Raw genomic sequence first — 25,764 nt, forward strand, 5'->3', positions numbered from 1 at the left:
CCTTACAGGCTCGGGCGCAGCAGTTTGCGTTGCCTGTAAGGCCGTTTCCGGCCTTACAGCGGCTCAAGTTACCTCCAACTTCACTCCTTACGCGTCTGTTAGACTAATTTCAGCCTTACACGCTTGGGCGCAGCAATTTGCGTTTCCTGTAAGGCCGTTTCCGGCCTTACAGCGGCTCAAGTTACCTCCAACTTCACTCCTTACGCGTCTGTTAGACTAATTTCAGCCTTACACGCTCGGCGCAGCAATTTGCGTTGCCTGTAAGGCCGTTTCCGGCCTTACAGCGGCTCAAGTTACCTCCAACTTCACTCCTTACGCGTCTGTTAGACTAATTTCAGCCTTACACGCTCGGCGCAGCAGTTTGCGTTGCCTGTAAGGCCTTTTTTCGCCTTACAGCGGCTCAAGTTACCTCCAACTTCACTCCTTACGCGTCTGTTAGGCTAATTTCAGCCTTACAGGCTCGGGCGCAGCAGTTTGCGTTGCCTGTAAGGCCTTTTTTCGCCTTACAGCGGCTCAAGTTACCTCCAACTTCACTCCTTACGCGTCTGTTAGGCCAGATTCAGCCTTACACGCTCGAACGCAGCAGTTTGCGTTGCCTGTAAGGCCGTTTTCGGCCTTACAGCGGTTCAAGTTACCTCCAACTTCACTCCTTACGCGTCTGTTAGGCCAGATTCAGCCTTACACGCTCGAACGCAGCAGTTTGCGTTGCCTGTAAGGCCGTTTTCGGCCTTACAGCGGTTCAAGTTACCTCCAACTTCACTCCTTACGCGTCTGTTAGGCCAGATTCAGCCTTACACGCTCGAACGCAGCAGTTTGCGTTGCCTGTAAGGCCGTTTTCGGCCTTACAGCGGTTCAAGTTACCTCCAACTTCACTCCTTACGCGTTTGTTAGGCCAGATTCAGCCTTACACGCTCGAACGCAGCAGTTTGCGTTGCCTGTAAGGCCGTTTCCGGCCTTACAACTCTCCACCGGCAAAAAAGGCTGCGCTCCCTTTTGGGAACGCAGCCTCTTATAGGAACGCAGCCTTTTCATCGTTACACAAATGGATTGTAAAACCGCGAGCCGTTGCCGATCGTAATGGCAATCGCCGCAGCCGCGACAACGAGGATGAAGCCAAGCGCCGTATAATCGCGGCCGGTAAACGGACGCGCGCTGTACCAGGTCCGCCGTTTGCGACGGCCGAAGCCGCGCAGCTCCATCGCCGCGCTGATGACCTCGATCCGCTCCACGCTCGCCAGTACGAGCGGCATTAGTATCGATACGACATTTTTCAGCCGCTTAAACAGCTTTTCTTTTCGCGACGTATCAATTCCCCGCGCCTGCGCCGAGAACGAAATGTTCTCATAATCGCGCTGAATGTCCGGAATGTAGCGCATCGCCAGCGCGACGGCATAAGCGATTTTGTAGCTGACGCCGATCCGGTTCAGCGAAGCGGCAAACTCGCTCGGATCGGTCGTCAATATAAACAATAGCGCAATCGGCACAACGGTAGCATACTTCAACATTATGTTGAATTGATAGAACAGCTGCTCCTGCGTTACCGTATAGCGTCCTGCAATCGGGAAAAGCTCATGCATCGTCCCGTAAACCTTAACCCCCTCCAAAGGAGAGAATAGAAAAATAGCCGCATGATTAAGAAGAAAGAAAAACAAGATTAAATAAAGGACGAACGAGTAATCCTGAAATCTTACTTTCGATAAAACGAACATCATAATGCCAAAAGCGAACATGGCCAGCAGTACCCTGGTGTCGTACGTGATCATCGAGGTGACCGACCACAGCACGAAAAAAATGAGCTTCGTTGCGCCTGCCAAACGATGAATCGGCGAGTCAATGGGAGAATAGGTCAGCATCTTGGCTTTCATCTGCCTCTAACCCTCCTGTCGTGGGCAATGAATGTGCCGACAAATCCGCGTGCATCCGAAAGCTCGCAGCGCTCAGCCAATTCATACACTGAGGTTTCCTTCAGATTGGCGGCCCTCACAAGAGCCGTATCTGTCAAAACACGCGCCGGCGTATCGTCGGCAAGCATTCTCCCGTCCGCCAATACGATTGTGCGGTCGGCGTACTCCAGCATCAAATGCATGTCATGTGTAATCATAACGACCGTTATGCCGCTGCGGTTCAAGCCAACGAGAAACTCCATCATTTCGTTGTAATGCTTGTAATCTTGTCCGGCGGTCGGCTCGTCCAGCAATATCATCTCCGGCTCCAGCACCAGTATTGAGGCGATCGTCACCCGCTTCTTCTGGCCGTAGCTTAACGCTGAAACCGGCCAGCTGCGAAACGGATAAAGCCCGCATATTTTAAGCGCTTCATGCACTCGCCGCTCCAGCTCCTCGCCCGCAATCCCGCGAGTCACCAGCCCCGTCGCCACCTCGTCGAAAATTTTCGTTTTCGAAATCATATGGTTCGGATTTTGCATCACAAAACCGATCCGCTCCGCCCGCTCCTTGATGGTCTCTGCAGCCATATCAGCACCCTTATACAGCATGCGCCCGGAGCTCGGACGGTAAAAGCCGCAAATCAGCTTGGACAGCGTCGATTTGCCCGCTCCGTTTTTTCCGACAATGCTGATCATTTCACCTCCTCGAACAGTGAAGGAGATATCGTGTAAAATCGGCTTTCCCTTCTCATAGCCGAAGGAAAGGCGATCGATTTCGAGCAGCGGCTGCTGCTCCGCGCCCGGCCCTGGCCCCGTCGCCTGCATCAACGACGCTTGATCGCTATGCCAGGAACGCATTTGATCCGCACATTCATCCAGTTCAATGCTGCCTACATGCTCCGGCTTCATTAAGGGCTTCAACTCGCAACCCGCATATTTTAACGCCGTTACGTAAAGCGGCTCACGAATGCCAGTCTGCCTAAGCAGCTCCGAGCAAAGCAGCTCGCTTGCCGGCTGATCCGCAACAAGGCTTCCCTCATGCATCACGATAATCCGGTCAACATCGCGATGCAGCACGTCCTCCAAGCGGTGCTCAATAATGACCACCGTCTTGCCCATTTGCTTGTGCACACGGTCAATCAGCTCGATGGCCAGCTTGCCCGTATGTGGGTCTAGGTTCGCCAGCGGCTCGTCGAACAGCAAAATGCCGACATCGTCCACAAGTACCCCCCCGAGCGACGTGCGCTGCTTTTGTCCGCCTGACAGCTCCTGCGGCGATGCTCCTAAAAACGGCTCCATACCGACGGACAAAGCCGCCGCTGCAACCTTCTTGCGCATTTCCGGCTGCGGCACCGTTTCGTTCTCTAACTTGAACGCGATATCTTCGGCAACCGTCAACCCGACAAACTGCCCGTCCGGATCCTGCAGCACCGTGCCTACCCGCTCTGACAGCTCAAAAATGCCCAGCTCCTTCAAAGGCTTCCCTTGAATGAAAGCCTCCCCCCGCATCTCCCCAGGGTAAAAAGAAGGGGCAAGCCCGTTCAGACAATGGCCCAGCGTGCTTTTGCCCGAGCCTGAAGGACCGACGATCAGCACCTTCTCGCCTTCATAGATGGTCAGATTAATGCCTAGCAGCGTCGGTTCAGCCTGAGCGCGGTATTGAAAATAAAAATCTCGCAATTGTATGACTGGTATTCGATCGGTCATGGTCATGTCCTCTTCGTCCGTTAAAATAGGAAAGCCGGTGAAGGCCACCGGCTTTTTAGCTTATTATTTTCCAGTTAAACTTCTTTCGTCAAGCTTCCTTGCTTCGTTCTCGTTTTCGAATAAGCGATCAGCAGCAACGTGCCGATGACGGCTACCGTCACGATGTTCGCGCCTCCTGCTACTAGTCCTTGAATAAACACTTTATTTACCGGCTCTGCGTAAATGAGAATGTCCAGCGATGGCGCAACAACGAACCAAGCGATCGCGTTCGCGATAATTTGATAAATATTGAACTTCACAATTTGAGGAGCGCCGAACTGGCCGTCTTCAATTTTCAGCTTGCCCGATGCAAACCCGATAATGAGCCCGACAAGCGCTGAAGCGATAACCCAGCTGAACCAAGGCGAGCCGTAAAAAATCGCGTCCTTTAACGTGTGGCCAATCAAGCCGACGAGCAGTCCCGCAACCGGTCCGTACAGAACCGCAATGAGCGCGAGCAGCGCATACGTCGTTTCAATGTTCGTGTCCGGGATGCCGGACGGGATGGAACCGAAGCGTCCTAAAATAACGAATAGTGCAGAGCCGATACCGACAGCCACTAAACTTTTGATCGAAAAATAATTGCTTTTAGCCATTGCAGATTCCTCCTAAAAGATATAGTGTAAACATGATCCCCAAATGGTATATTTTATGTTTTTCATGATCATGTCGTTATTATATATCGGAATACTTGGAATTACAATGATGAACTTTTTTATTTTCATTTAAGCCGGTTATTCTGGTTTGAAAGGCTGTTTTCAATCATTTGTGTAAACATATATAACATATATAGAATTATAGAATATAAAAGAGTTTATGCAAGGAATAACGAGTTTAGTCTCTTTTTTAGCGTTTTCATCCCCCATTATCCACTTTGTTCTTCTTAAACCGCCTCTACTATACTTTCTCTTATGTTAGAAAATATTACATATGAGAAATGAGGCATGCTCCATGATGAACAAACGACCACGATGGATGTCTAAAGCGGTCCTTACGGTTGCCGCAAGTATCCTGCTTGCAGCGGCGCCGATGTCCGCATTCGCTTCCTCCGCCGCTTCTTCTCCCGTCCCTGCCGTCTCTGACGTCTATACCGGCGACGCAGCAAAAGCAATTTCCCTTCAATTAGGCTCGGAAAGCACGCCAAAGGATAAGCTCATTACTTCCGCGGAAGTAACTGGCTTATTCAATAAAGCGGTCAAACTTGCCGGAGGCACCCAAACCTTCAAAGCAAGCTCTGCAAGCCCCGTCACACGCAAAGACGCAGCCGTCCTCATTGCCGGCGCGCTGAAACTGCCTGCGAAAGCAGAGTCTTATAAGGACGTGCCTGATAAGGAAACATACGCTTCATCCGTAGGCGCAGTGGCTTACTATCAAATTATGAACGGCTCTAGTTCGGCGAAGTTTAATCCGTCCGGAAAGCTAACTTACGAGCAAGCTTACGCGCTTGCGTACCGAATCTATGATTATGTAAAACCTTTCGAGCTGGTGGAAGCTACGATCAGCACCATTCAGAAAGCGGTCGATCAAGAAAAATTGACCTATGAAGCGCTGACGCAGCAATATTTGGATCGCATTGAGAAATACGAGGATCAGAACGGCGCAATCAACGCCATCATCAATATAAACCCGAACGCGCTGGAGATTGCGAAGGCGCTGGATAAAGAACGGATCGCAACAGGCAAACGCAGCTCGCTGCATGGCATCCCGATTATCGTCAAAGACAACTTCGACACGAGCGACATGCCGACAACGGCCGGCTGCCTCTGTTTGAAGGATTCCGTTCCGCCGGAGGATGCCGATCAAATCGCGCTATTGAAAAAACAAGGCGCGATCATTTTAGCCAAAGCCAACCTGCATGAATTCGCCTTCGGCATCACGACAGTAAGCTCGCTGGGCGGACAAACGCTGAATCCGTACGCGCTTGACCACTACCCTGGCGGCTCCAGCGGCGGCACAGGCGCTGCCATCGCCGCGAACTTCGCGCTTGCAGGTCTTGGCACCGACACAGGCGGCTCGATCCGCATTCCGTCGTCGTTCAACAGCCTGGTCGGTATTCGTCCGACAATCGGCCTCTCCAGCCGAGACGGCATCATCCCGCTTGCGCTTACGCAAGATGTAGGCGGACCGATGGCACGTACGGTGACCGACGCCGCTATTTTGCTAGACGCTACGGTCGGCTACGACAAAGACGACGTTGCGACTGCTTATGCGGTCGGCCATATCCCAAGCAGCTACACCAACTATTTGGACGCAAACGGTTTAAAAGGAGCCCGCATCGGCGTTGCCGTTGAACTGCTGCCTGAAACCGAAGCTGAAAAACCGGTCACCGACATCGTCAAAGCGGCTATCAAAGACATCGAAAAGCTCGGCGCAACAGCCGTTCCGGTACAAATTCCGAACATTACAAAGCTGTTGAGCTACCCAAGCCTCAGCGGCTATGAGTTCAAATTCCAACTGAATGAGTATCTAGCTGAACTCGGCCCTAACGCGCCATACCGTTCGCTGACCGAAATTATCGAATCCGGCCAAGTCCTCCAATCGCAGCTGGAATCCATGAAAACCCGCGACGCGAGAACCGAGCTGGAGACACAAGAGTACAAAGACATCGTGCTGTACCGCACGAAGCAAAATAAAGACGCAATGCTCAAGCTGATGGCCGACAACGATCTCGACGCAATCGTTTATCCATCGTCCAGCCAGCCGGCAGCCGTCATCGGCAAAGGGCAAAACTCCGGCGCCAACAACCGTCTTAGCGCCTTCACAGGCTTTCCGGCCATTTCGGTTCCTGCCGGTTTTACGGCAGACGGACTGCCAGTCGGCATCGAGTTCATGACTCGCGCATTCGATGAACCGACACTCATCAAGCTTGCCTACGCTTACGAGCAAGGCACGCATAACCGCAAAGCGCCAGCTTTGCTCCCGTAAATCCTCTCTCTAAAAGCCCCTTTTAACACAAAAAAGGCTGAGCAATCCGCTGCTCAGCCTCTTTTTGCTTATTATAATCATTCTCTTCTTGACGAGTGACCAAAAATGACCAGTAATTAAATACCAACACCTTCAATCCAAGTGACATCAACAACATCGGCTATTGCCCGCCGTACTGACAAGAACGCTCCAAGCAGCAAAATTAATCGATTAATGAACATAATTAAGGGGGTGTCCCGATGCCAGCAAAGCTGGTACCGGGACACCCCCTATGATCGTTACTTGTTATTTTTCGGATCAAGCGCATCGCGCAAGGCATCGCCAACAAAGTTGATGCTCAGTACGCATATAATAATAAGCACGCCCGGCGGAATCCAAAGCCATGGCTGCGACGTCAGCACCGAGAGCGATTGCGCGCTGGAGAGCATATTCCCCCAGCTTGGCGTAGGCGGCTGAACCCCTAAACCAAGAAAACTTAGCGCAGCTTCGTCCAGAATCGCGCCAGCTATGCCCGATGTCGCATATATTAATATCGGAGCCACTGTGTTCGGCAAGATGTGCAAGAACAGAATACGCGGCGTACGGAAGCCTAGAACAACGCTCGCTTTCACATAGTCCGTTTCCTTCAAGGACAGCACGTTGCCCCGTACTAACCGCGCAACCGCCGGCCAGCCGAGAAAACCCAATATAAGAATCATATTCGTCAAGCCCGGGCCGACAATGCTAGCGACAACGAGAATAAGCATAATGTTCGGAAACGACATGAACATATCCGTTATCCGCATGATGAGTCCGTCTATCCAGCCGCCCACATAGCCCGACACAAGCCCGAGAACCGTGCCAAGCGCGGAAGCGATCGCGATCGCGCCGATCCCGACAGATAACGATACTCTAGCTGCGTATAGAAGACGCGTCAGCTGATCGCGGCCGACCTGGTCCGTCCCCATCCAATGTTCCTTGGAAGGAGGCGCACCAAAGCTGTCCGTAATGGTTGACGGTTCGTACGGAGTCAACCACGGCGCGAAAATCGCGCACAGCGTCAGCAAGAGCAATACAACAAGCCCGGCCACCGCCAGCTTATGCTTCTTGAATCTGCGGACAAAGCTTCTTCCCGGACTATCCTCGCGTTGGACCGGATGATTTAATTGCTTTGGCGGTTCATGACCGTCCGCCGCCGGCACTTCTTCCCATTTCATGTAACTGCCGCTCCTTATCAAGCGTGTTCAATCTCTATAAATTGTTTTTGATTCTTGGGTCAACGATGGCATAGGCCATATCGGTGAGCAGGTTGGCGAATATAACGATAGCCGCCGCGACTAAGTTAAGCCCCATAATCGCCGAGTAATCGCGGCTCATAATGGAGGACATGGTCAACTGCCCTATGCCCGGCCACGAGAATATTTGCTCGATAACGACAGCGCCGCCGAACAAAATCGGAATTTCCATGCCAAGCACCGTTACGATCGGAATGAGCGCATTGCGCATGGCATGCCGGTTGACGACAAGAAACTCCTTCAGTCCTTTCGCTCTCGCCGTCCGCAAATAGTCCTGCCCGAGTATTTCCAGCATGCTGGAACGGACATAGCGGATATTGCGCCCCGCCACATTGGCGGTAAGGACGATAACCGGCATAATGAGATGCAGCAGCAGGTCGCCAAAGCCTCCTTCGCCGCCAAGCGTCGTCATCCCCCCTGAAGGGAGAACGCCAAGCCAAATCGAGAATACATAAATAAGTCCAAAGCCGAGAAAAAAGTTCGGCACCGAAATGCCGAGGAATGAGCCGGTAACAGCGGCATAATCGAGCTTCGAATACTGCTTGGAGGCGCTCAGCACGCCAAGCGGAATCGCGATCGCCACGCCAATCACAAGCGAGATGCCCATTAGCAGCAGCGTCGGCCCCATCCGGTCCATAATCATTTGGCCAACCGGTTCATAGGTGACCATCGAATAGCCCAGATTGCCGTGAAACAGATTGGACAGCCAGCTTAAATATTGCACGTAGCCGGGATCGTTGAGGCCCAGCTCGATTCGTTTGGCTTCCAGCGCCTCCGGCGGCGTTTGCGGACTGATCAGCATGTCGACGGGGTTGCCGGGCGCCATCATCATAATAATAAAATTAATGACCGTAACGCCGAACAGGACAGGAACCGCGATCATGATGCGGCGCATTAAATAGGTGAACAAGCGGCAACACCTCGAAAATTAGTCAATAGAAAAAAAACATGCGTACGAGTGCCGATCATCGCCGAACAGCTCCGGGTCACGCTGCTGGCACTCCGGCCTTGCGAGCGGACAGCGCGTATGGAAACGGCAGCCTTTCGGCGGGTTAACCGGGCTTGGCACATCGCCTTGCAGCACGATCTTTTCCCGTCCTCGCATATGCGGATTCGGAATCGGATACGCATCAAGGAGCGCCTTCGTATACGGATGGCGCGGATTGGCGAACAGCTCTTTGGTCGGGCCGATCTCCACGATTTTACCGAGATACATCACGGCAATTCGGTCGCTGACATACTTAACGGCGCCTAACCCGTGCGCGATGAACAAGTACGTCAAATTCAGTTCTTGCTGCAATTGTTTAAGCAAATTAAGCACCTGCGCTTGAATCGACACGTCGAGCGCCGACACCGGCTCATCGCATACAATAAGCTTCGGCCGAAGCGACAGCGCCCTTGCAATGCCGATCCGCTGCCGCTGTCCGCCTGAAAATTCATGCGGATACCGATTTTTGCTGCCTCGCGGCAGGCCAACCAGCTCGAGCAGCCGGTCGACTTCTTTCGAAATGTCGGCTGAAGGCACAATCCGATGCACCTTCAACGGCTCGCCTATGAGCTCCCCTGCCGTTTTTCGCGGATTGAGCGAGGCGTAAGGATCTTGAAACACAATTTGCATATTCGTCCGCAGCCGGATCATCTCGTCGGAAGAAAGCTTAGACACATCTTGTCCCGCATACAATATGCGCCCTTCGGTCGGCTGCTCCAGCCCGACAATCGTTTTGCCGATCGTCGATTTGCCGCAGCCAGATTCGCCTACCAGGCCAAGCGTCTCCCCTTCAAACACGTTCAAATCGACGCCGTCCACCGCTTTCACGTTAGCGACTGTCCGATTCAAAATCCCTTTGCGGATCGGATAATATTTCTTCAAGCTGTCTAGCGTCAGCAGCGGCGAAAGCCGGTTCCGTTCGTTATCCATATGCCTTCTCCCCCGCCTTGTCCGCCGCCTTCCGAGCTTCAAAGCAGCGCGCCGTATGGCCAGGCGCCGTCTCCTCCAACAGAGGCAGCTCCGCTTTGCAATGACCATTCGCCAAGTAGCAGCGGTTGTAAAATCTGCAGCCCTGCAGCTTATCGTATTTTACCGGCACGGAGCCGGGTATCGACTCCAGCCGCTCGTCGCCATCAGCGTCCAGATGCGGAATGGATTTCAATAAGCCTTGCGTGTACGGATGATGCGGGTCGTCGAACAGCGTAAATACGTCGGTCTCTTCCACGACTTGTCCCGCATACATGACGAGCACGCGATCCGCCATCTCGGCAACAACGCCAAGATCATGCGTAATCAATAGAATGGCTGTGCCAGCTTCCTGGCACAGCTCCTTCATCAGCTTCATAATTTGCGCTTGAACGGTAACGTCAAGCGCTGTGGTCGGTTCGTCGGCAATAAGCACCTTCGGTTTGCAGGACAGCGCCATCGCGATCATTACGCGCTGGCGCATGCCTCCCGACAAAGCAAACGGGTATTCGTTCATCATTTGCTCAGGCCGGGGCAGCCCGACCTTGCGAAGCATGTCGACGGCGCTCGCATGCGCCTCCCGCTTCCCTTGCTTCAAATGCAGCCGAATCGCTTCGGTCATTTGATAGCCGATCGTCAGCACCGGATTCAGCGACGTCATCGGCTCTTGAAAAATCATCGATATGCGGTTGCCGCGAATGTGCTGCATATCTTGTTCGTCCAGCGACGTCAATTCGACGCCTTCAAGCTTGACGCTGCCGCTCTCGATACGGCTTTTGCTGCCGAGCAAACGCATGATGGAGAGCGCCGTTACGCTTTTGCCGCTGCCGGATTCTCCGACTATGGCCAGCGTCTCTCCCGGTTTAAGGTTAAAACTGACGTCATCGACACTGACGACCTTCCCCTGCTCCGTGTCAAATGCGGTTTGCAAGTGGCTGACGGCGAGTACATGCTCCATCTTTTTTAACCACCTTAACCTGGTATATCGCGAACGCGACTGACTGCTACTTCACGTCCCACTCATGCACATTAATAAACATGCCGAAGTCTTTCGGCGTTGCGCCTGTCAGGCGGTTATTCACGGCGCCGAGCGCTTTCGTCGCATAAATCGAAGGCATTGGCACGTCTTGCGCTACGATTTGCTGCAGCTTGCTGTAATGCTCCTTAATCTTCGCTTCATCCGTCTCCGCCTTCAAAGCGGCGAGAATTTTCTCAACTTCCTCATTTTTGTAGCCGCTCGGATTGCCTTCCTGCAGGAAGTAGGCAACGTCCGGCAGCGGATTGACCGGCGACAAGGATACGGTCAGAATGCCGAGATCATAGTCCATTTTGACCAGCTTATCGATCAGTGTAGCCAGATCGGCCATTTGAATTTTAACGTTAACGCCAGCCGCTTTTAAATTCTCGGCAACAATGTTAGCCGCTTGCTCAAGCGTGCTGTCGCCGGACAACACGGACAGCGTCAATGTTTTACCAGCGTCCCAGCCGGATTCCTGCAGCAGCGATTTTGCTTTTTCCACATCATAGCCGACTGTTGCAACGCTTGCGTCGCGATAAGGGCTATAGCTTGTGAAGTAGCCGTCCACCGCTTCGCCTGCGCCTTTGAGCAAATTGTTAACGATCATCTCGCGGTTCATTGCATAGGAGATCGCCTGGCGCTGCTTCGCTTCCGGAACAACCTTCTCGTTAATGTACATAAATTGCGTTGCAATCGCAGGACCGTCAACAGTCGTTACGTTTTTGAGACCTTTAACCTTGTCGTAATCCTGAATTGGAATTACGCCGAACGAAGGTACGTTTATATCGATTTCACCGCTTTGCAGCTGTGTCGAGATCGCCGTTCCTTGCAGCACTTTAATGTTCAATTGATCGATCTTCGGAGCGCCTTTGAAGTAATCTTTGTTTGCCGCAAGCTCTACGAAATGATCGCGGTTATAGTTGATCAGCGTGAAAGGCCCGCTCGTAACGGTAGGCTTTTGCATAAACTCGCTCGTATTAATGCTTTCTGGAGCGACATCCTTCAGCGCCGCCTCAGGTAACGTCAACAAATAACGGCCGATCGTATCTTGGAAAATGTTCAGCGTCGTCGGAGCCTTCGTTTTCACTTCCAGCGTATGATCATCGACCTTCTTCACGCCGGAAATGTCCGATGCGCCTTCAGCCAAATAGCCTGCATCGTCCAGACCTTCAATAATCGCAAACATGTAGGCATAATTCGAAGCTGCCTTTGGATTGGCCATCAGCTTCAATGTAAAAATAACGTCGTTTGCCGTAACCGGAGTTCCGTCGGTCCATTTGGCATTCGCGTTTAACTTAATTGTAAACGTACTGTTGTCGGCCGTTTCAATTGAATCGGCAAGCATCGGTTTGAACGTCAAATCCCCATCCAATTCAACGAGCGGAGGGAACAGAAGTCCGGAAACATAAGAGGAAACTTGTCCAACCGGAGACAGCGGATTAAGCGCATTTGGCGAGTATGTAACGCCTACATTGACGACCTTTTTGCCGCCTGCAGCCTGCTGTTCGCCTGCAGGAGCCTCACTGCTGCTGTTGTTGTTGTTGCTGCACGCCGACAGGAGCAACAATACACCGACTAACAGTACGGCGAAAGATGCTTTAACTTGTTTTCTTATTTTCATTTGTACACTCCCTGACTAATTCCTATTAGTTTACTCTGTATTAATAAACTATCGTACGTTTCAATATCTTTGTCAATAGTATCGGTATAGAAAATGCATCCACACGACGATTATTGATACTATTACCATCGAGACAGGTTTTTATGACGATTCTATTAATTAAATATGGTAAAAATAGACTTACAGCATTAAAAAATACCGATTCACCCAGTAGGCAAACCGGTATATTCTATTCCGGGCAACAGCGTTCCTAACAAACGCTACTCCCGAAATCGAACTTGCTTTTCTCCCGCCTGTATGTCGAAAGGCAACCGGTTATGCGCCGGCGGGAGCGGACAATTAAAATGGTAAGAGAAGGCGCACGGAGGTAAAAACGCGCGATTGAAATCGAGCGTCGCCGCGCCGTTATCGTTCATTTGCACGATGAGCATCCTTCCAAGGCCATACGTTTCTTTGCCGTTGGTACGGTCGCCGAAGACGACAATCAATTGATCGCCCGAAACGAACGGCGTCAGCGTGTAGGAGACGCCGTCCTTGACAAAGCGAATATCGCCCGGCGATTGATGGATTCTTGCAACGCCATCCTCGTCAGCGTTATGAGTAAAGGCGATCACTCTGCCGTCCTCTTCCTTCACCCATTCGGCAGGCAATATCCAATTGTCGTCGCTCGGATAAAACGATATCCCTTCATACCGGGAAATCGCCTCAGCCTTGGCGTCCCACAGCGCAAGCAAATGCGGCGATCCAGGCTGCTCGGTCGCGGCCGCCGTCAAATCGGCGGAGAAGCGAACGAGCTCGCGATCAGCCAGCAATACCGTTGTACCTTCCAGCGGCTTGCCGTCTACCGTAATCCCCTCTTCCGCGGCCGCTTCAACAGTTAGTCCAAGCTCTCCGTTTGATAGCGGCGACCATCGCCCTGGCAGCTGACCTGCCGTCATCGACGGCTCATTAATCGGAAAGAGCCCAATAAGCGCCAAATCGCCCTGCTCTCCTGCAACCGATTGTTCGCGATAGAGTCTCCATTCCTCCAGCGTCATCATGAGTGCATTTCCTCATTGGCAATAAAGCCGCCAACCAGCGCCAAGAAATCCTTATGCTCTTCAATAAACGGCATATGCCCGCTATTCTCGAATACAACGAGCTGCGCATTCGGCAGCAGACGCTTCATCTCTTCCGCTTGCGAAACCGGCGTAATCCAGTCATGACGAGCAGCGACGATCAGCGTCGGCGTTTGCACATCAGGAAGCTGCGGCCGCACATCATACTGCGGAATAAAATGCTTGAACGTGTAGTTGGTTACGTCCAGCGAGCCGATCGGACGATTGCCCGTATCGTGCATCAGCTGCTCGTCTTTTACATGGAAGTAAAGAGGGAAGTTGATGTCCCACCAGCGAATCAAATGCTGCTCATCTTCAATGCGGCCCTCGAACAATTCAGGAATGCTGTTCAATTGTTCCGGCGTCGCTGCGCGGCTGGCGAAATCCAGCGCATCAGGATAGAACGCTTTGCTTGGAGCCGTGCATACGAGCAGCAGCTTGTCCAGAGACTCGGCATGGCGCGTCGCGTACACTTGCGCAACCATTCCTCCGAAGGAATGGCCGAGCAGATTGATTTTACCGAACCCGAGGTATTGGCGCAGCGCCTCAATATCGTCTGCAAGCTGCTCCAACGTGCAGGTCGCCGGGTCGACGCGCTCGGACTGCCCGTTGCAGCGCTGATCCAGGTAGACGATTTGCATCCGCTCCGCGAGCGGAGACAGCCACGGTTTGAAATCGGAATGATCGCTGCCCGGACCGCCGTGCACGACAAAGAGGACCGGTTGACGCACCATCCGGTCCCCTGCCGGCACATAGCCGGATCCTTCTACATCAAAATATATTTTGGTATCGTTAATCGAAGCAAACATGTGTACACGCAACTTTCTCTAAGATGTCTACAAAATGCGGCAAGGCCGCTCCAGCCTCGCCGCGTATTCCACTATTTTAACCTGCTGTTCCGCATCGCTGCAACTATACGCACAGAATCGTCCGCAGCTTCTGCAAAACGCCTGTATTCGGGTGATTCGACAGCATACAGCGCAAGCTTGCCCTCAGCATTGAAATGGATGCCCCAGCCGTACTTTTTCGGCAGCATCGACGCGCGCAGGCACGGCTGCGGCTTACGATAAAATTGCTCGCGCATTTGCGTGACATTGCCCGTCGACGCCTCTTCGCAGAGGCCCTTATGCCGGATATGCACCTCGAAAAGCAGTTCCTCTTGCGTATACTTGTAAGGATGGCTGGCCGCAAGCTCGAACTCCACGCCCGGCTTTGTTTTCCCGTCTTTCTTGCCTTTCGGCACCGTTCCGTATTCCGCCGGGCAATCCTGCGCTACCGGAATAAAAGTATTGTAATAGTTCCATTCCATGAACGAACCCTCCAATCAGACATCCAATCTCTTACAAAAAGTATAGCCATTTGGATATAAGATATATGTGCTCAAAAACCATATTCGCGCTCCACTTTGCAAATCCGCACACGGTACTGCGAATACCACTGATCGCGTCCTTTTTGCTGCGCGCTCAAATGCTCCTCGTTGCGCTTCCAATCGCGAATAGCCTCAAGGCTTTCCCAATAGGACACCGTTATGCCCGAGCCGGATGCATCTCTCACGCTCTCAACGCCGATAAATCCGGGCTGGCGTCTGGCCAGCTCTTCCATCCGTTCGGCAATGGCACCGTATCCTTTATCTCCGTCCGTCCGCATGCTCGTAAAAATAACGGCATAATAGCCTTCTTGCTTATTGATGTCCGCCACAAAGCTCGCCTCCCTGCCCGATATGCCTCCTATTATAACGCAATTGCAATGGCGTTCGTACGCTATTCGCTTTGCGCCATAATCAGCTGCCGGTAGACGCCGCTATTTGCAAGCAGCTCCTCGTGGGTGCCTTGCTCGGCCAGCGCGCCTTGATCCATTACATAGATGACATCGGCATTCTCGATCGTAGACAGCCGATGGGCAATCATAATGGTCGTCAGCCCCGCTCGCCGTTCATCCAGTCGGGACAGCAGCTGCCGCTCTGTCTCCATATCGAGCGCCGAGGTCGCTTCATCAAGCACGAGCACCTCCGGATCGCCCGCGATCGCACGCGCGATCGCAATGCGCTGCCGCTGTCCGCCGGATAGCTTGATGCCGCGCTCGCCGATATTCGTATCGTAGCCCTCCGGCAGCTCCATAATGAAATCGTGAATTTGCGCGATCCGGCACGCTTCCTCGATGTCCGCTTGCGTCATCCCTTCTCTGCCGAGCATCAGGTTCTCGCGGATCGTATCGGAAAACATATACGGGTCCTGAAAAACAATCGAGATTTTGTCCGGCCACTGCTCTCTGCTTTGCCGTTCCGCAGGAATGCCGTTGAGCCGAATCGCCCCTTCTCCCGTTTCGTAGAATCGGATCAGCAATTGCGCAATCGTTGATTTACCGCAGCCGCTCGGACCGACAAACGCAATTTTGCGGCCGACCGGCATTTCGGCTGAGAAATCGCGAATGACCTCCGGCAAATCGGCGGCATAGCGGAAGCCGACATCGTGGAAGGCCAGCTTTCTCACAGGCGCATCGATTCCGTTTTCGCCCTTGTCATGCTGCTCCAAATCCAAGATGCGATGGACGCGGTCGATGTTCGCAAGCTGCGAGGAAAGGCCCATTATAAATTGAAAAAAGTTATAGAAGGCATCGGAAAGCTGCGTTGAAAACTGAAACAAAATAACGAACGTCCCGATCGACATCCGGTCATGAATGAGCTGGTAGCCGCAAAATCCGAGCACCACAAGGCCAATTCCCCATTTCATCGGATCGCTGTACCGCATTTGCCTGTTTACCAGCTTGCCTTCCTGCATCACCTGCTTGAAATAATCGTCGAACATCGTGCCGTACAGCTTCTCTTCCCATTTGAGACGGTGGTATGCGACCACTTCGCGCGTCGAAGCGACCCCTTCCTCAATCTGTACGAGCAGCGCCGCGCGTTTCTCGGAAACCCGCTTGGCGGCCGCTTTCAGCTTCGGCGAAAAGTAGTAGCCGATCATAATGTAGACGGCGCAAAGCGCAACAATCATGAACAGCAGCGATGGACTCGCTAACCCGATGATGGTCATCAGGATGCCCAAATTGAGCAGCTCCTGCATGCCGCGCGGAATTTGCCAGCCCATTACGCTGGCCGTCTGAAACAAATCCTGCGTAAACGTGTATACATATTTTCCGGTTCGCTCGTTTTGAAACCTCTCTACCGGCACATGCTCGATTCGCCGGAGCATGCGCGCAAGCAGCGAACGGCTGACGGCAAACTCGTTGCGGACGAGCGAGCGGCTCGTCATCGTGAACATCAGCGCATAAACAGTGCCGGCAAGCAGGAAGATGCCGATTACGAGCGGGAGAAGCTCGTATTTGCCTTGTCCGAACACATCGTCGATCAATATTTTTTGCACATAAACGAGCGTATAGTTCGAGAAGGATTCGATTATCAAATAAAGAAGCGCGATCAAATACGTTCCGCGAATGAGCAGCGAGTTCGACCAAAAAATTTTAATATACTTCATGAGCCGATCTGCCTCCTTCCGCAACGCCTGATTGTCCCGCTTCCAAATGATAGAGCAGGCCGCGCCGTTCGATAAGCTCATCATAGCTTCCCGCTTCTGCGACCGCCCCGTCTTGAATAACAATAATGCGGTCGAAATGCTTCACCGTCGAAAGGCGATGAGCGATCGCAATCGTCGTCCGATTGACAAGAATCTCGTCCAGTGCGCGCTGCACCTCATATTCGCTCACATTGTCCAGCGACGACGTTGCCTCATCAAGCAAAATAATCGCCGGCTGCTTCACAAACATTCGGGCAATGGAAATCCGCTGCTTCTGTCCGCCGGACAGCTTCATGCCCCGCTCCCCGACTAACGTATCGTAGCCCTCCGGCAGCTGCATGATGAAATCATGAGCGTATGCCGCCCGCGCTGCCTCCTCCACTTCCGCGTCGGTCGCCTCCGGCCTGCCGAAACGGATATTTTCACGCACCGAGGAGCCGAACAGATACGTTTCCTGGAAAACGTACCCGATCGCTTCCCGGAGCTGCGCGAGCTCCAGCTCGCGCGTCGGAACGCCATCCAGCTTAATGGCGCCCGAAGTCGGATCGTAAAATCTGCCGATCATTTTGAACATCGTCGTCTTTCCGCCGCCGCTCGCCCCGACGAACGCCACCTTTTCCCCGGGCTTGATTCGCAGCGAAAAGCCGTTAATAACCGGAGGCTGGCCCGGATATTCGAACCGGACATTGTCGAAGACGAGCTCGCCCTTGATTTTATCCAGCTTGACCGGTTCCTCAGGATCATCAATTTCTATCGGCTTATGCATGAACTGATAGAGCGGAATCGTCTGATGGACGACAAGCTTCTGCTCGGTCAGCAGCGTGACAAGCATCGTCAGCCTGAACATCGCCGTCATATAAAGCAGTATAAAAGCGACAAAAGCGCCAAGCGTAATCCAATTGTTCTGCACCGCATAATAACCGGCCGCGAACACGCCGGCCGCGCCTAAGTAAAACACAAACCGGCGATAGCTGCCCCGCGCAAAGCCGAAGGTAGCGGACTGCAAGTAAAAGTGAGCCCAATTTTTATGCTTCGACAGCGTGCGTTCATGGTACCAAGGCTGCGAGCCGAAAGCGCGGAATTCCCGCAATCCGGAGATGCTCTCGTACACCGTCTGATTATATTCGATGCGCGCCTTTCCCGATTGCGTTCCATAGGAAGCGGCTTTCCGCTCGAAGTAAGGACCGAAAACATAATACAGCGCAAACGTCGGCACCATAATGAGCGACAGCCAGCCGCTGATGCTGATCAACCATACGAATGCAACCGCAATAAACAGCAAATTATCGATGACGCCGGGCAAAAAGTTGCGGTATATTTTTTGTACGGAAGCAACCTCCGAATTAAACATCGAGAGCGTCTCGCCGGCGGGGTGACGCTCATAATGCGAAAACCCAAGCTTGCGCAAATGTTTGAATATCGCCAGCTGCATATCCCGGGAGGCAAGCTCGCCGATTGTGCGCTGCAGCAGATTGCGATAGTTTTTGGCGGCAAGCATAAGCAGGTTGATAACGGCCAAAGCAGCGATAATACTAGCGAATAACGAAAGATCCTTTTCTTTGGCTGCCGAATCGATGACATATTGGATCATCTTGGGGGTCAGCGTCTCGCCGAGCACCGCCATGATGCCGCATAACGCAAGCGCCGCAATTTGTTTGCCGTACGGCCGCAAGAACGACAGCGCCCACAGGTAAGACTTTTTCGATTGCTCCAGCTCGCCCTTTCCGCCCTGCTTCTCCTTCATTTTCCTGCTCGGTTCTGAATCCTGTTTTTGCATAAAACCCTCCTCCGCCCCTCTATCAGCGTATGTAAGACTAGCGTCTCTATATTTAGGTCAAGGAATCTATCATAATTACGTCCGCTTCGATTGTCAATACATTCCATATTAAAAATTGTTAGCGCTGTCACAACATAATAAACTTAGATTGACAGCGTTTCCCATAGAGTGGTAATATCTTCTCCCTGTCATTTCACCGTGAACGGATTCAACTTTACTAAGCGAATGCTTACGAAGCAAGTTTTGCTTCGCAAAACTAAGCGAATGCTTACGAAGCAAGTTTTGCTTCGCAAAACTAAGCGAATGCTTACGAAGCAAGTTTTGCTTCGCAAAACTAAGCGAATGCTTACGAAGCAAGTTTTGCTTCGCAAAACTTTTAGGAGGTATCAAACGTGATTCAGTTAGAGGGAATAAGCAAGACCTTTCTGGTGGCCAAGCGGCCGGCAGGGCTTAAGCATGCGGTCAAATCGTTATTCCGCCGGGAATACACAGCCGTAGAGGCGCTGCAAGGCATATCGTTCAACATCGCGCCCGGCGAGATCGTCGGCTACATTGGACCGAACGGCGCAGGCAAGTCAACTACGATCAAAATAATGAGCGGCATACTCGTTCCGGACAGCGGCTCCTGCTCAATCATGGGCTACAACCCGTGGAATGACAGGACCGCATATGTAAAACATATCGGCGTCGTATTCGGCCAGCGCTCTCAGCTATGGTGGGACGTGCCGGTGCTCGACTCCTTCGAACTGCTCCGCGACATCTACCGCATTCCGCAAGCCGAATATCGCAGCATGCTGAACTTGCTCACCGAAACGCTCGACATTTCCGCTATTCTTCAAATGCCCGTGCGGCAACTAAGCCTTGGACAACGCATGCGATGCGAAATCGCTGCCTCCCTGCTGCACAGTCCGAGCATCCTCTTCTTAGACGAACCAACGATTGGGCTTGATGCTGTCTCCAAAATCGCCGTGCGAAATTTTATTAAGACGATCAATAAAGAAAAAGGCGTCACAGTCATTCTCACCACCCATGACATGAACGACATCGAAGCGCTCGCGGATCGGCTGCTGCTGATCGGCAAAGGCAGCCTCTTATACGACGGAAACGTGCAAGGGCTGCGCAGCCGGTATGGAACCGGCGATCTTTCCATTGAGGAAATCATCGTCCGGATGTACACGGAGTACGAGCTATGATGAAGCCCTATTTCGCCGTTTTAAGACTCCGCCTCATTAACGGCTTGCAGTATCGCGCGGCAGCGTATGCAGGCATCGCGACGCAGTTTTTTTTCGGGTTTATTTTCATCATGGTGTTTGAAGCCTTCTATACGAACGTTAACATGGACGCCGCGCAAATAAGCCTGTCCGAAGTGGTTGCCTACTCCTGGCTCAAACAAGCGTTTTTGGCGTTTATCGCATTATGGCTGCGAGACAACGAGTTGTTCCAGCTCATTACGAGCGGCAATATCGCTTATGAACTATGCAGGCCGAACGGCATTTACAGCCTATGGTACGCAAAGCTGCTCGCCCAGCGCATTTCAAGCGCTTTGCTGCGATGCCTGCCGATTCTCGCCGTCGCCGTACTATTGCCTCAGCCTTATCGGCTTACTTTGCCTCCCGATCTTGCATCGTTCCTGCTGTTCATCGTCTCGTTGTGTATCGGGCTGCTGCTCGTCGTGTCCATTTCCATGCTGATCTACGTTTCGGTATTCATTACGATGTCGCCGGCTGGCTCCCTGCTTATGTTCAGCGTCTTCGGCGAATTTCTCGCAGGGATGATTATTCCGGTGCCGCTAATGCCGGAGTGGCTGCAACGGATCGTTTACGTCCTGCCGTTCCATTGGACCGTCGACTTCCCGTTCCGCGTCTACACCGGCCATATACCGCATGGCGACGCCGCCGTAGGACTGCTGTATCAACTGCTTTGGCTTGCCGCTCTCGCCGCTTTCGGCCGATGGTCGATGAACAAAGCGCTGCGGCGGCTTGTCGTTCAAGGAGGTTAACGGCAATTATGACCCTCTATTTCAAATACATGCGGCTGCTGCTGAAAGCGCAAATGCAGTACCGCGCTTCTTTCATCCTGCTGGCAGTCGGGCAATGCCTGACGCCCTTCACCGTTTTCGCCGGACTTTATTTCATGTTTGAGCGCTTCGGGCAAATTAAAGGCTGGGACTTCTATGAAGTAATGCTCTGCTTCGCCATAACCCATATGGCATTTTCAATTACAGAATGCTTTGCCCGCGGCTTTGATATGTTCTCGTCGCTGGTCGTAAACGGCGACTTCGACCGCCTGCTCGTCAGGCCGCGCGGCACCATTATTCAAGTGCTTGGCTCGCGCTTTGAATTTTCGCGAGTCGGAAGGCTTTTTCTCGGCACCGCCGTTCTGATCTGGACCATCGTCAAGCTGGATACCGACTGGACCTTTTTAAAAGCGCTCACTCTTGTTCTCATGCTCGCTTGCGGCATTATTATTTTCACAGGTATATTCATATTAAGCGCGTCAATTAGCTTCTGGACCGTTCAAGGACTGGAAATCGCCAACATTTTTACGGATGGCGGAAGGGAAATGTCACAATATCCGCTCGATATTTATCATATAAGAATACAGCAGTTTTTCACCTTCATTATCCCGTTCGGATGCGCCAACTATTTGCCGCTGCAATATATTCTTGATCGCCAGGACAATCCGTGGTACGCGCTCACCCCGCTTGCCGGCCTGATGTTCCTGGCGCCATGCTTGCTCATATGGCGGACCGGCGTTCGCCGCTATCGCTCAACCGGTTCCTAACTGTGAAGGAAGAAAGGTGGCCCTCCTTTGGAAATGCAGCAACTGTACCTCTCCTATTCCAGCCTGATGCGAACGATCGCATACCGCATGACGGGATCATTCGCCGATGCAGAGGATCTTGTGCAAGATACCTTTGCCGAGTACAGCAGGCTGAAGCAGGAAACAATCGTCAATAAGCAGGCCTATCTCGCTCGAATGATAACGAATAGGTCAATTAACTACATGAATTCTGCGCGCAAGAAGAGAGAGCTCTATGTCGGTGAATGGCTGCCGGAGCCGGATGTCCGCTTCGGCAAAGCTGCAGCCGACGATCCCGCTGACGTAATGGAGCGGAAAGAGACGATCTCTTACGCTCTGCTCGTTCTGCTGGAGCAGCTGTCAGCCCTAGAGCGAGCCGTATTTATATTGCGGGAGACGCTTCAATACGATTATGAGGAAATCGCGGCCTCCCTCGGCAAAACAGAGCCTGCCTGCCGAAAGCTGCTCAGCCGCGCGAAGATGAAGCTGGAGCAGTTGTCGCCGGGAATTGCATTCAGCCCTGAACGAGCGTCATCCTCCCGCTTCAGCGCCGACTCCATCACATTGGCGTTTCTGTCAGCTATGCAAACCGGCAATGCCGACGCGCTTGTCGCGCTGCTGACGAAAGATGCGCTCCTTACCTCCGACGGCGGCGGCAGGGTGCGCGCTGCCATCTTCACCATTATCGGCAGCGATCGCGTCTGCGCCTTCTTCCGCGGGCTGTTGCCTAAGGGCTATTTGGGCGATATTGCCTTCCAAGCCGACATTAACGGGCAGCCCGGCATTATTATGTTCAAAGACGGCGCCCCCCTGCGAACGGTCAGCTTCAAGCTTAGCGAGCCAAACGCCGATAACGAACGATTCATCGAACACATTTACATTGTGATAAACCCGGATAAATTACAACATGTGCCGCTGGAAGTCACAAATGATTTCTCTCCTTTGTCAGAATAGGTGATCAAACAAAAAAAGGCCGCCAAGCGGCCGCAAAGGAGACGAAAACATGCAAGCACGTATGAATTTATTTGAGGTCATTCCTGGTGGTTACAAAGCAATGCTCGGTCTGGAGAACTACATCCAAGCAAGCGTCGACAAAAACTTGCTGGGGCTCATCAAGCTCCGTGCTTCCCAAGTGAACGGCTGCGGCTTCTGCCTCGACATGCATACGAAACACGCTCGCAAACTCGGCGAAACCGAGCAGCGCATTTATCTGCTGAACGGTTGGCGCGAAGTGCCTATCTATACAGACAAAGAACGTGCCGTATTGGCATTGACCGAGGCGATTACGCTCGTTACCGACGGCCATGTGCCTGATGAAGTATATGAGGAAGCTGTCCGGCATTTCGAGCAAACAGAACTTGCCGACATTATTATGGCGATCGTGACCATTAACAGCTGGAATCGCATCGCAATCAGCGCCCGAATGATTCCTAACTAAAATCGCCCTCGTACGCTATCGATAAATTAGTATAGCAGCAAGTGTCATTGGATGGCGGATGACAGGCCGGAAGCATTGCCCCGCCTGCTTGTCCGCCATGCCAAATGACTAGCATTTTTTCCGGCACTTCGATTTCGATTTTCTTGATTTGCAAGGCACAACACCAACATCCACTGCGGTAATCGAACTTATCTTAATGTAAGAAATGACCCCTTTTACATTCAAAAGCACGCAACCGCCCTCCAAGCCAAAAAACACGCCCGAATGCGAAGTTCCGCCGAAATGAATACGAATATGAGAAGTTCCTACTCCGATTTTATTCAATACGCAGTTAATAATTTGATTGCCTGACGAGCCTCTGTCGTGGCAGCCGCCGCCCCGACAGCTATCACCTTTGTAGCCGATATATATTTTGCCTCCGTATGCCCCTCCGCCATAGGAACTGCCGCCGGATGATCCGCCTCTATTTGACATGCCGCTGTACAGCCCGCCATCGTATGACTTGTTGCCGTGTGATTTGTACCCATTTGATTTGTTGCCGTGCGATCGGTTGCCGTAGGAGCTCCCCCCTCCTGATCCGCTGTAGCCGTAATTGCTGCCGCTAGAGTTTCCATCTCTGTTATTAGACATCGAGCATCCACTCCTCATCCCATTTATTCTAGAATATGAGTGTGTAAATGCGTCTGCTTGTACCTTTCTACCTAATAGATTCATCCAACAGGACACCTGCATTCCAATTTGTACGAATGAACTAATGCGCTTATCCATTCCCTACATACAATATAGTTATAGAAATATACCGAGGTGAAGCGAATGAGACCGGATACTTCCAATCTCTCATGGCATCGTTCACAAATAAGCAAAGAAGACAGACAACGCCTGAACGGACACAAAAGCTGCGTATTGTGGTTTACAGGACTGTCAGGTTCAGGCAAATCAACGTTAGCTGCTGAAATCGAGCTTCGTCTTCATCAGCAACGGATCCGCAGCTATATTTTGGACGGCGATCATTTGCGCCGCGGCTTGAGCAGCGGACTCGGCTTCAGTCCCGGCGACCGTTCGGAAAATATACGACGAATCGGAGAAGCCGCCAAACTGTTTGTCGATGCCGGAACGATCGCGTTAGTCGCCGTTATTTCTCCGTTTCGGGAAGAGCGCGAACGCCTCCGTTCCCAATTTGCAGCAGGCGAGTTTATCGAGATTTATGTGAAATGCGCCATCGAAACATGCGAGCAAAGAGATCCGAAAGGACTTTACCGCAAGGCACGGGCGGGGGAAATCCAGCAATTCACCGGAATTTCGGCCCCCTATGAGCCGCCTCTCCGACCGGATTTGATCATGGAAAGCGACAAGCAAACAATTGAGCAATCGGTCTCGATCATTATGGCTTATTTGCAAAATAACGGATATATCGAGGAGATCCGGCTATGAAAGCAGACTCCAACGAACTGCTGCTCTATTTGCATATTCCGAAAACTGGCGGAACCTCCTTTACGCAGATGATTCTCGACAACTGCCCGAAGACCGTCTACTATTTCCAGGTATCCTCCTCGCCTGTAGCGACGGCCGAAGCGTTAAATACGGTGGACGCTTTATGCGGCCATTTCCCTTACGGCATCCATCGCGAAACCGAACGACCCTTTCGGTACATTACAATGCTGAGAGATCCCGTTGAACTAACGATTTCCTATTTCTATTTCATGTATCATAATGTAAACCACCCTCTGTACTACGCACCCTATTTATGCATAGACGAATTTATTCATAATCCGCTCTTCGACAATGAATATGTGAACTTACAAACCCGCTTTATTAGCGGGAATATCGACACACTTGCGCCGGACCTCAAACTGGCGAAAAAAATTTTGGCCCGGAAAATGTCGCTTGTTGGCATTACCGAAATGTATGCGGAATCTCAATTTTTGCTTGCGGATGGGATGGGCTGGCCGTTGCAGCGTTACCCTACGCTGAATGTCACAACAAACCGGCTCAAACAAAACCAAATTAGTTCTGCGACACTGCAGCTAATCCGTGAAAAAAACAGCATTGATATCGCGCTCTATCAGTACGCCTTGGAGCAGATGCACAAAAAGCTGGGCCATTTATCGCCTGCTCAGCATAGCGCTCTTCAGCATTTCAAAAGCAGCCCATAAAAAAACGGCGCAGGATTGGTCTGCGCCGTTATCTCTATTCGACTATGGCCTATTCGGGGCAATGCCTTGCAAGCAAATAATATATTTCATTTCAACATAGGGCTGCATATTGTTATGAGGCTGGCTGCCTCCAGTCGACCCGATTGCGAGCGGGCTCATCTCCGTCTCTCCGGAGCCGTTGTAGGTCTGATTGCTTCTTTTGCCGGGATTCGCCCATTTGGATGCGGCGGGATTCGTCTGGTTGCCCGACTCTTCAAAGTTAGGAATATGCGTATGCGCCGGTATTTCTGCCGTCGTTAATGTAACGCTAGCACTGCCGCCTGTTTCTCCAACCTCCCGAAAGCTTAGCCCAGGACCTGTCCCTTGGCTGATCGGAGCTCTGCCCCTCATGTCCGGAAGATGAAACGTCGTGGTTCCATTGCCGCCAAACTGTACGCCGAGAACCGCAAACAATTTTGTATAATCTCTAATATTAAGCTCTTGTCCTTCGCAAAAAGCCCATTGATAAGGCGCATAATTGCCTGCAAAAATCCGAATTTCGCCTGTATAAGCATCCATATTA

At 52.1% G+C, this 25,764-nt stretch carries 24 protein-coding genes; 8 read left to right on the forward strand and 16 right to left on the reverse strand.

The genetic code is table 11. The features are described from left to right. Positions 1-1,034: 1,034 nt before the first annotated feature. From GOM71_RS01300 to GOM71_RS01310, 3 genes are all read right to left on the reverse strand, one after another. Positions 1,035-1,865: an energy-coupling factor transporter transmembrane component T family protein gene (locus GOM71_RS01300; protein ID WP_156277645.1), complete on the reverse strand. Its 831-nt coding sequence runs from the start codon at positions 1,863-1,865 to the stop codon at positions 1,035-1,037. Continuing rightward, entirely contained in the window at positions 1,862-3,592 is a 1,731-nt protein-coding gene (locus GOM71_RS01305) for an ABC transporter ATP-binding protein (RefSeq protein ID WP_483311016.1), read from the reverse strand. The genes GOM71_RS01300 and GOM71_RS01305 overlap by 4 nt, the downstream gene beginning before the upstream one ends. A 74-nt stretch (positions 3,593-3,666) precedes the next feature. After that, positions 3,667-4,227: an ECF-type riboflavin transporter substrate-binding protein gene (locus GOM71_RS01310; protein WP_156277650.1), complete on the reverse strand. Its 561-nt coding sequence runs from the start codon at positions 4,225-4,227 to the stop codon at positions 3,667-3,669. Between the two features lie 358 nt (positions 4,228-4,585). Here GOM71_RS01310 and GOM71_RS01315 point away from each other — a divergent pair, with 358 nt between their 5' ends. Next, on the forward strand, positions 4,586-6,556 hold the full coding sequence (locus tag GOM71_RS01315; protein ID WP_156278066.1) for an amidase family protein: 1,971 nt from the start codon (positions 4,586-4,588) through the stop codon (positions 6,554-6,556). Between the two features lie 278 nt (positions 6,557-6,834). Here the strand turns inward: GOM71_RS01315 and opp4C are convergent, their stop codons facing one another. The 11 genes from opp4C to GOM71_RS01370 all read right to left on the reverse strand — a co-directional run bounded on the left by opp4C (position 6,835) and on the right by GOM71_RS01370 (position 18,809). Continuing rightward, on the reverse strand, positions 6,835-7,752 hold the full coding sequence (gene opp4C, locus GOM71_RS01320; protein WP_156277652.1) for an oligopeptide ABC transporter permease: 918 nt from the start codon (positions 7,750-7,752) through the stop codon (positions 6,835-6,837). Positions 7,753-7,786: 34 nt separating this feature from the next. Further along, positions 7,787-8,725: an ABC transporter permease gene (locus GOM71_RS01325; RefSeq protein ID WP_253944630.1), complete on the reverse strand. Its 939-nt coding sequence runs from the start codon at positions 8,723-8,725 to the stop codon at positions 7,787-7,789. A 33-nt stretch (positions 8,726-8,758) separates the two neighbouring features. Next, positions 8,759-9,748, reverse strand: a complete 990-nt coding sequence (locus GOM71_RS01330) for an ABC transporter ATP-binding protein (RefSeq protein ID WP_156277658.1) — start codon at positions 9,746-9,748, stop codon at positions 8,759-8,761. Further along, a complete protein-coding gene (locus GOM71_RS01335) occupies positions 9,741-10,742 on the reverse strand; it encodes an ABC transporter ATP-binding protein (protein ID WP_156277661.1) in 1,002 nt (333 codons plus the stop codon). The genes GOM71_RS01330 and GOM71_RS01335 overlap by 8 nt, the downstream gene beginning before the upstream one ends. Before the next feature lie 46 nt (positions 10,743-10,788). Further along, positions 10,789-12,423 carry an ABC transporter substrate-binding protein gene (locus GOM71_RS01340; RefSeq protein ID WP_156277663.1) on the reverse strand — a complete coding sequence of 545 codons (1,635 nt, stop codon included), beginning with the start codon at positions 12,421-12,423 and terminating at the stop codon, positions 10,789-10,791. Positions 12,424-12,683: 260 nt separating this feature from the next. Further along, positions 12,684-13,463: a DUF1684 domain-containing protein gene (locus GOM71_RS01345; RefSeq protein ID WP_156277665.1), complete on the reverse strand. Its 780-nt coding sequence runs from the start codon at positions 13,461-13,463 to the stop codon at positions 12,684-12,686. After that, entirely contained in the window at positions 13,460-14,341 is an 882-nt protein-coding gene (locus tag GOM71_RS01350) for an alpha/beta fold hydrolase (RefSeq protein WP_216651687.1), read from the reverse strand. The genes GOM71_RS01345 and GOM71_RS01350 overlap by 4 nt, the downstream gene beginning before the upstream one ends. 59 nt (positions 14,342-14,400) lie before the next feature. Continuing rightward, positions 14,401-14,829 carry a DUF6157 family protein gene (locus GOM71_RS01355; protein WP_156277669.1) on the reverse strand — a complete coding sequence of 143 codons (429 nt, stop codon included), beginning with the start codon at positions 14,827-14,829 and terminating at the stop codon, positions 14,401-14,403. A 71-nt stretch (positions 14,830-14,900) separates the two neighbouring features. Further along, a complete protein-coding gene (locus tag GOM71_RS01360) occupies positions 14,901-15,167 on the reverse strand; it encodes an antibiotic biosynthesis monooxygenase family protein (protein WP_156278068.1) in 267 nt (88 codons plus the stop codon). A 113-nt stretch (positions 15,168-15,280) separates the two neighbouring features. Then, on the reverse strand, positions 15,281-16,993 hold the full coding sequence (locus GOM71_RS01365; protein ID WP_173275037.1) for an ABC transporter ATP-binding protein: 1,713 nt from the start codon (positions 16,991-16,993) through the stop codon (positions 15,281-15,283). Beyond that, positions 16,980-18,809: an ABC transporter ATP-binding protein gene (locus GOM71_RS01370; protein ID WP_156277678.1), complete on the reverse strand. Its 1,830-nt coding sequence runs from the start codon at positions 18,807-18,809 to the stop codon at positions 16,980-16,982. The genes GOM71_RS01365 and GOM71_RS01370 overlap by 14 nt, the downstream gene beginning before the upstream one ends. A 392-nt stretch (positions 18,810-19,201) precedes the next feature. Here GOM71_RS01370 and GOM71_RS01375 point away from each other — a divergent pair, with 392 nt between their 5' ends. From GOM71_RS01375 to GOM71_RS01395, 5 genes are read left to right on the forward strand one after another with little or no spacing between them, the layout of a single operon-like run. Further along, positions 19,202-20,002, forward strand: a complete 801-nt coding sequence (locus tag GOM71_RS01375; protein ID WP_367649420.1) for an ABC transporter ATP-binding protein — start codon at positions 19,202-19,204, stop codon at positions 20,000-20,002. Beyond that, a complete protein-coding gene (locus GOM71_RS01380) occupies positions 19,999-20,808 on the forward strand; it encodes an ABC transporter permease (protein ID WP_367649421.1) in 810 nt (269 codons plus the stop codon). The genes GOM71_RS01375 and GOM71_RS01380 overlap by 4 nt, the downstream gene beginning before the upstream one ends. 29 nt (positions 20,809-20,837) lie before the next feature. Continuing rightward, complete coding sequence (locus GOM71_RS01385; RefSeq protein ID WP_367649422.1) at positions 20,838-21,593, forward strand: ABC transporter permease; 756 nt, start codon at positions 20,838-20,840, stop codon at positions 21,591-21,593. A 33-nt stretch (positions 21,594-21,626) separates the two neighbouring features. Continuing rightward, positions 21,627-22,565 (forward strand): sigma-70 family RNA polymerase sigma factor, encoded by a 939-nt coding sequence (locus GOM71_RS01390; protein WP_253944645.1) that lies wholly within the window; start codon positions 21,627-21,629, stop codon positions 22,563-22,565. A 49-nt stretch (positions 22,566-22,614) separates the two neighbouring features. Next, on the forward strand, positions 22,615-23,049 hold the full coding sequence (locus GOM71_RS01395) for a carboxymuconolactone decarboxylase family protein (RefSeq protein ID WP_156277684.1): 435 nt from the start codon (positions 22,615-22,617) through the stop codon (positions 23,047-23,049). A 108-nt stretch (positions 23,050-23,157) separates the two neighbouring features. Here GOM71_RS01395 and GOM71_RS01400 read toward each other — a convergent pair whose 3' ends face one another. After that, positions 23,158-23,679, reverse strand: a complete 522-nt coding sequence (locus tag GOM71_RS01400) for a hypothetical protein (RefSeq protein WP_156277686.1) — start codon at positions 23,677-23,679, stop codon at positions 23,158-23,160. A gap of 183 nt (positions 23,680-23,862) precedes the next feature. On the opposite strand from GOM71_RS01400, the gene cysC reads away from it, so the two are divergent. Further along, the gene (cysC, locus tag GOM71_RS01405) at positions 23,863-24,480 is read left to right on the forward strand and encodes an adenylyl-sulfate kinase (protein WP_156277688.1); all 618 of its coding nucleotides are present in this window, start codon (positions 23,863-23,865) and stop codon (positions 24,478-24,480) included. Further along, entirely contained in the window at positions 24,477-25,202 is a 726-nt protein-coding gene (locus GOM71_RS01410) for a sulfotransferase family 2 domain-containing protein (RefSeq protein ID WP_156277690.1), read from the forward strand. The genes cysC and GOM71_RS01410 overlap by 4 nt, the downstream gene beginning before the upstream one ends. Positions 25,203-25,244: 42 nt before the next feature. Here GOM71_RS01410 and GOM71_RS01415 read toward each other — a convergent pair whose 3' ends face one another. Further along, on the reverse strand, positions 25,245-25,760 hold the full coding sequence (locus GOM71_RS01415; protein WP_156277692.1) for a phage tail protein: 516 nt from the start codon (positions 25,758-25,760) through the stop codon (positions 25,245-25,247). Positions 25,761-25,764: the final 4 nt, after the last annotated feature.

The sequence above is a fragment of the Paenibacillus sp. NEAU-GSW1 genome, from assembly GCF_009737085.1.
Taxonomy (GTDB): Bacteria; Bacillota; Bacilli; order Paenibacillales; family Paenibacillaceae; genus Pristimantibacillus.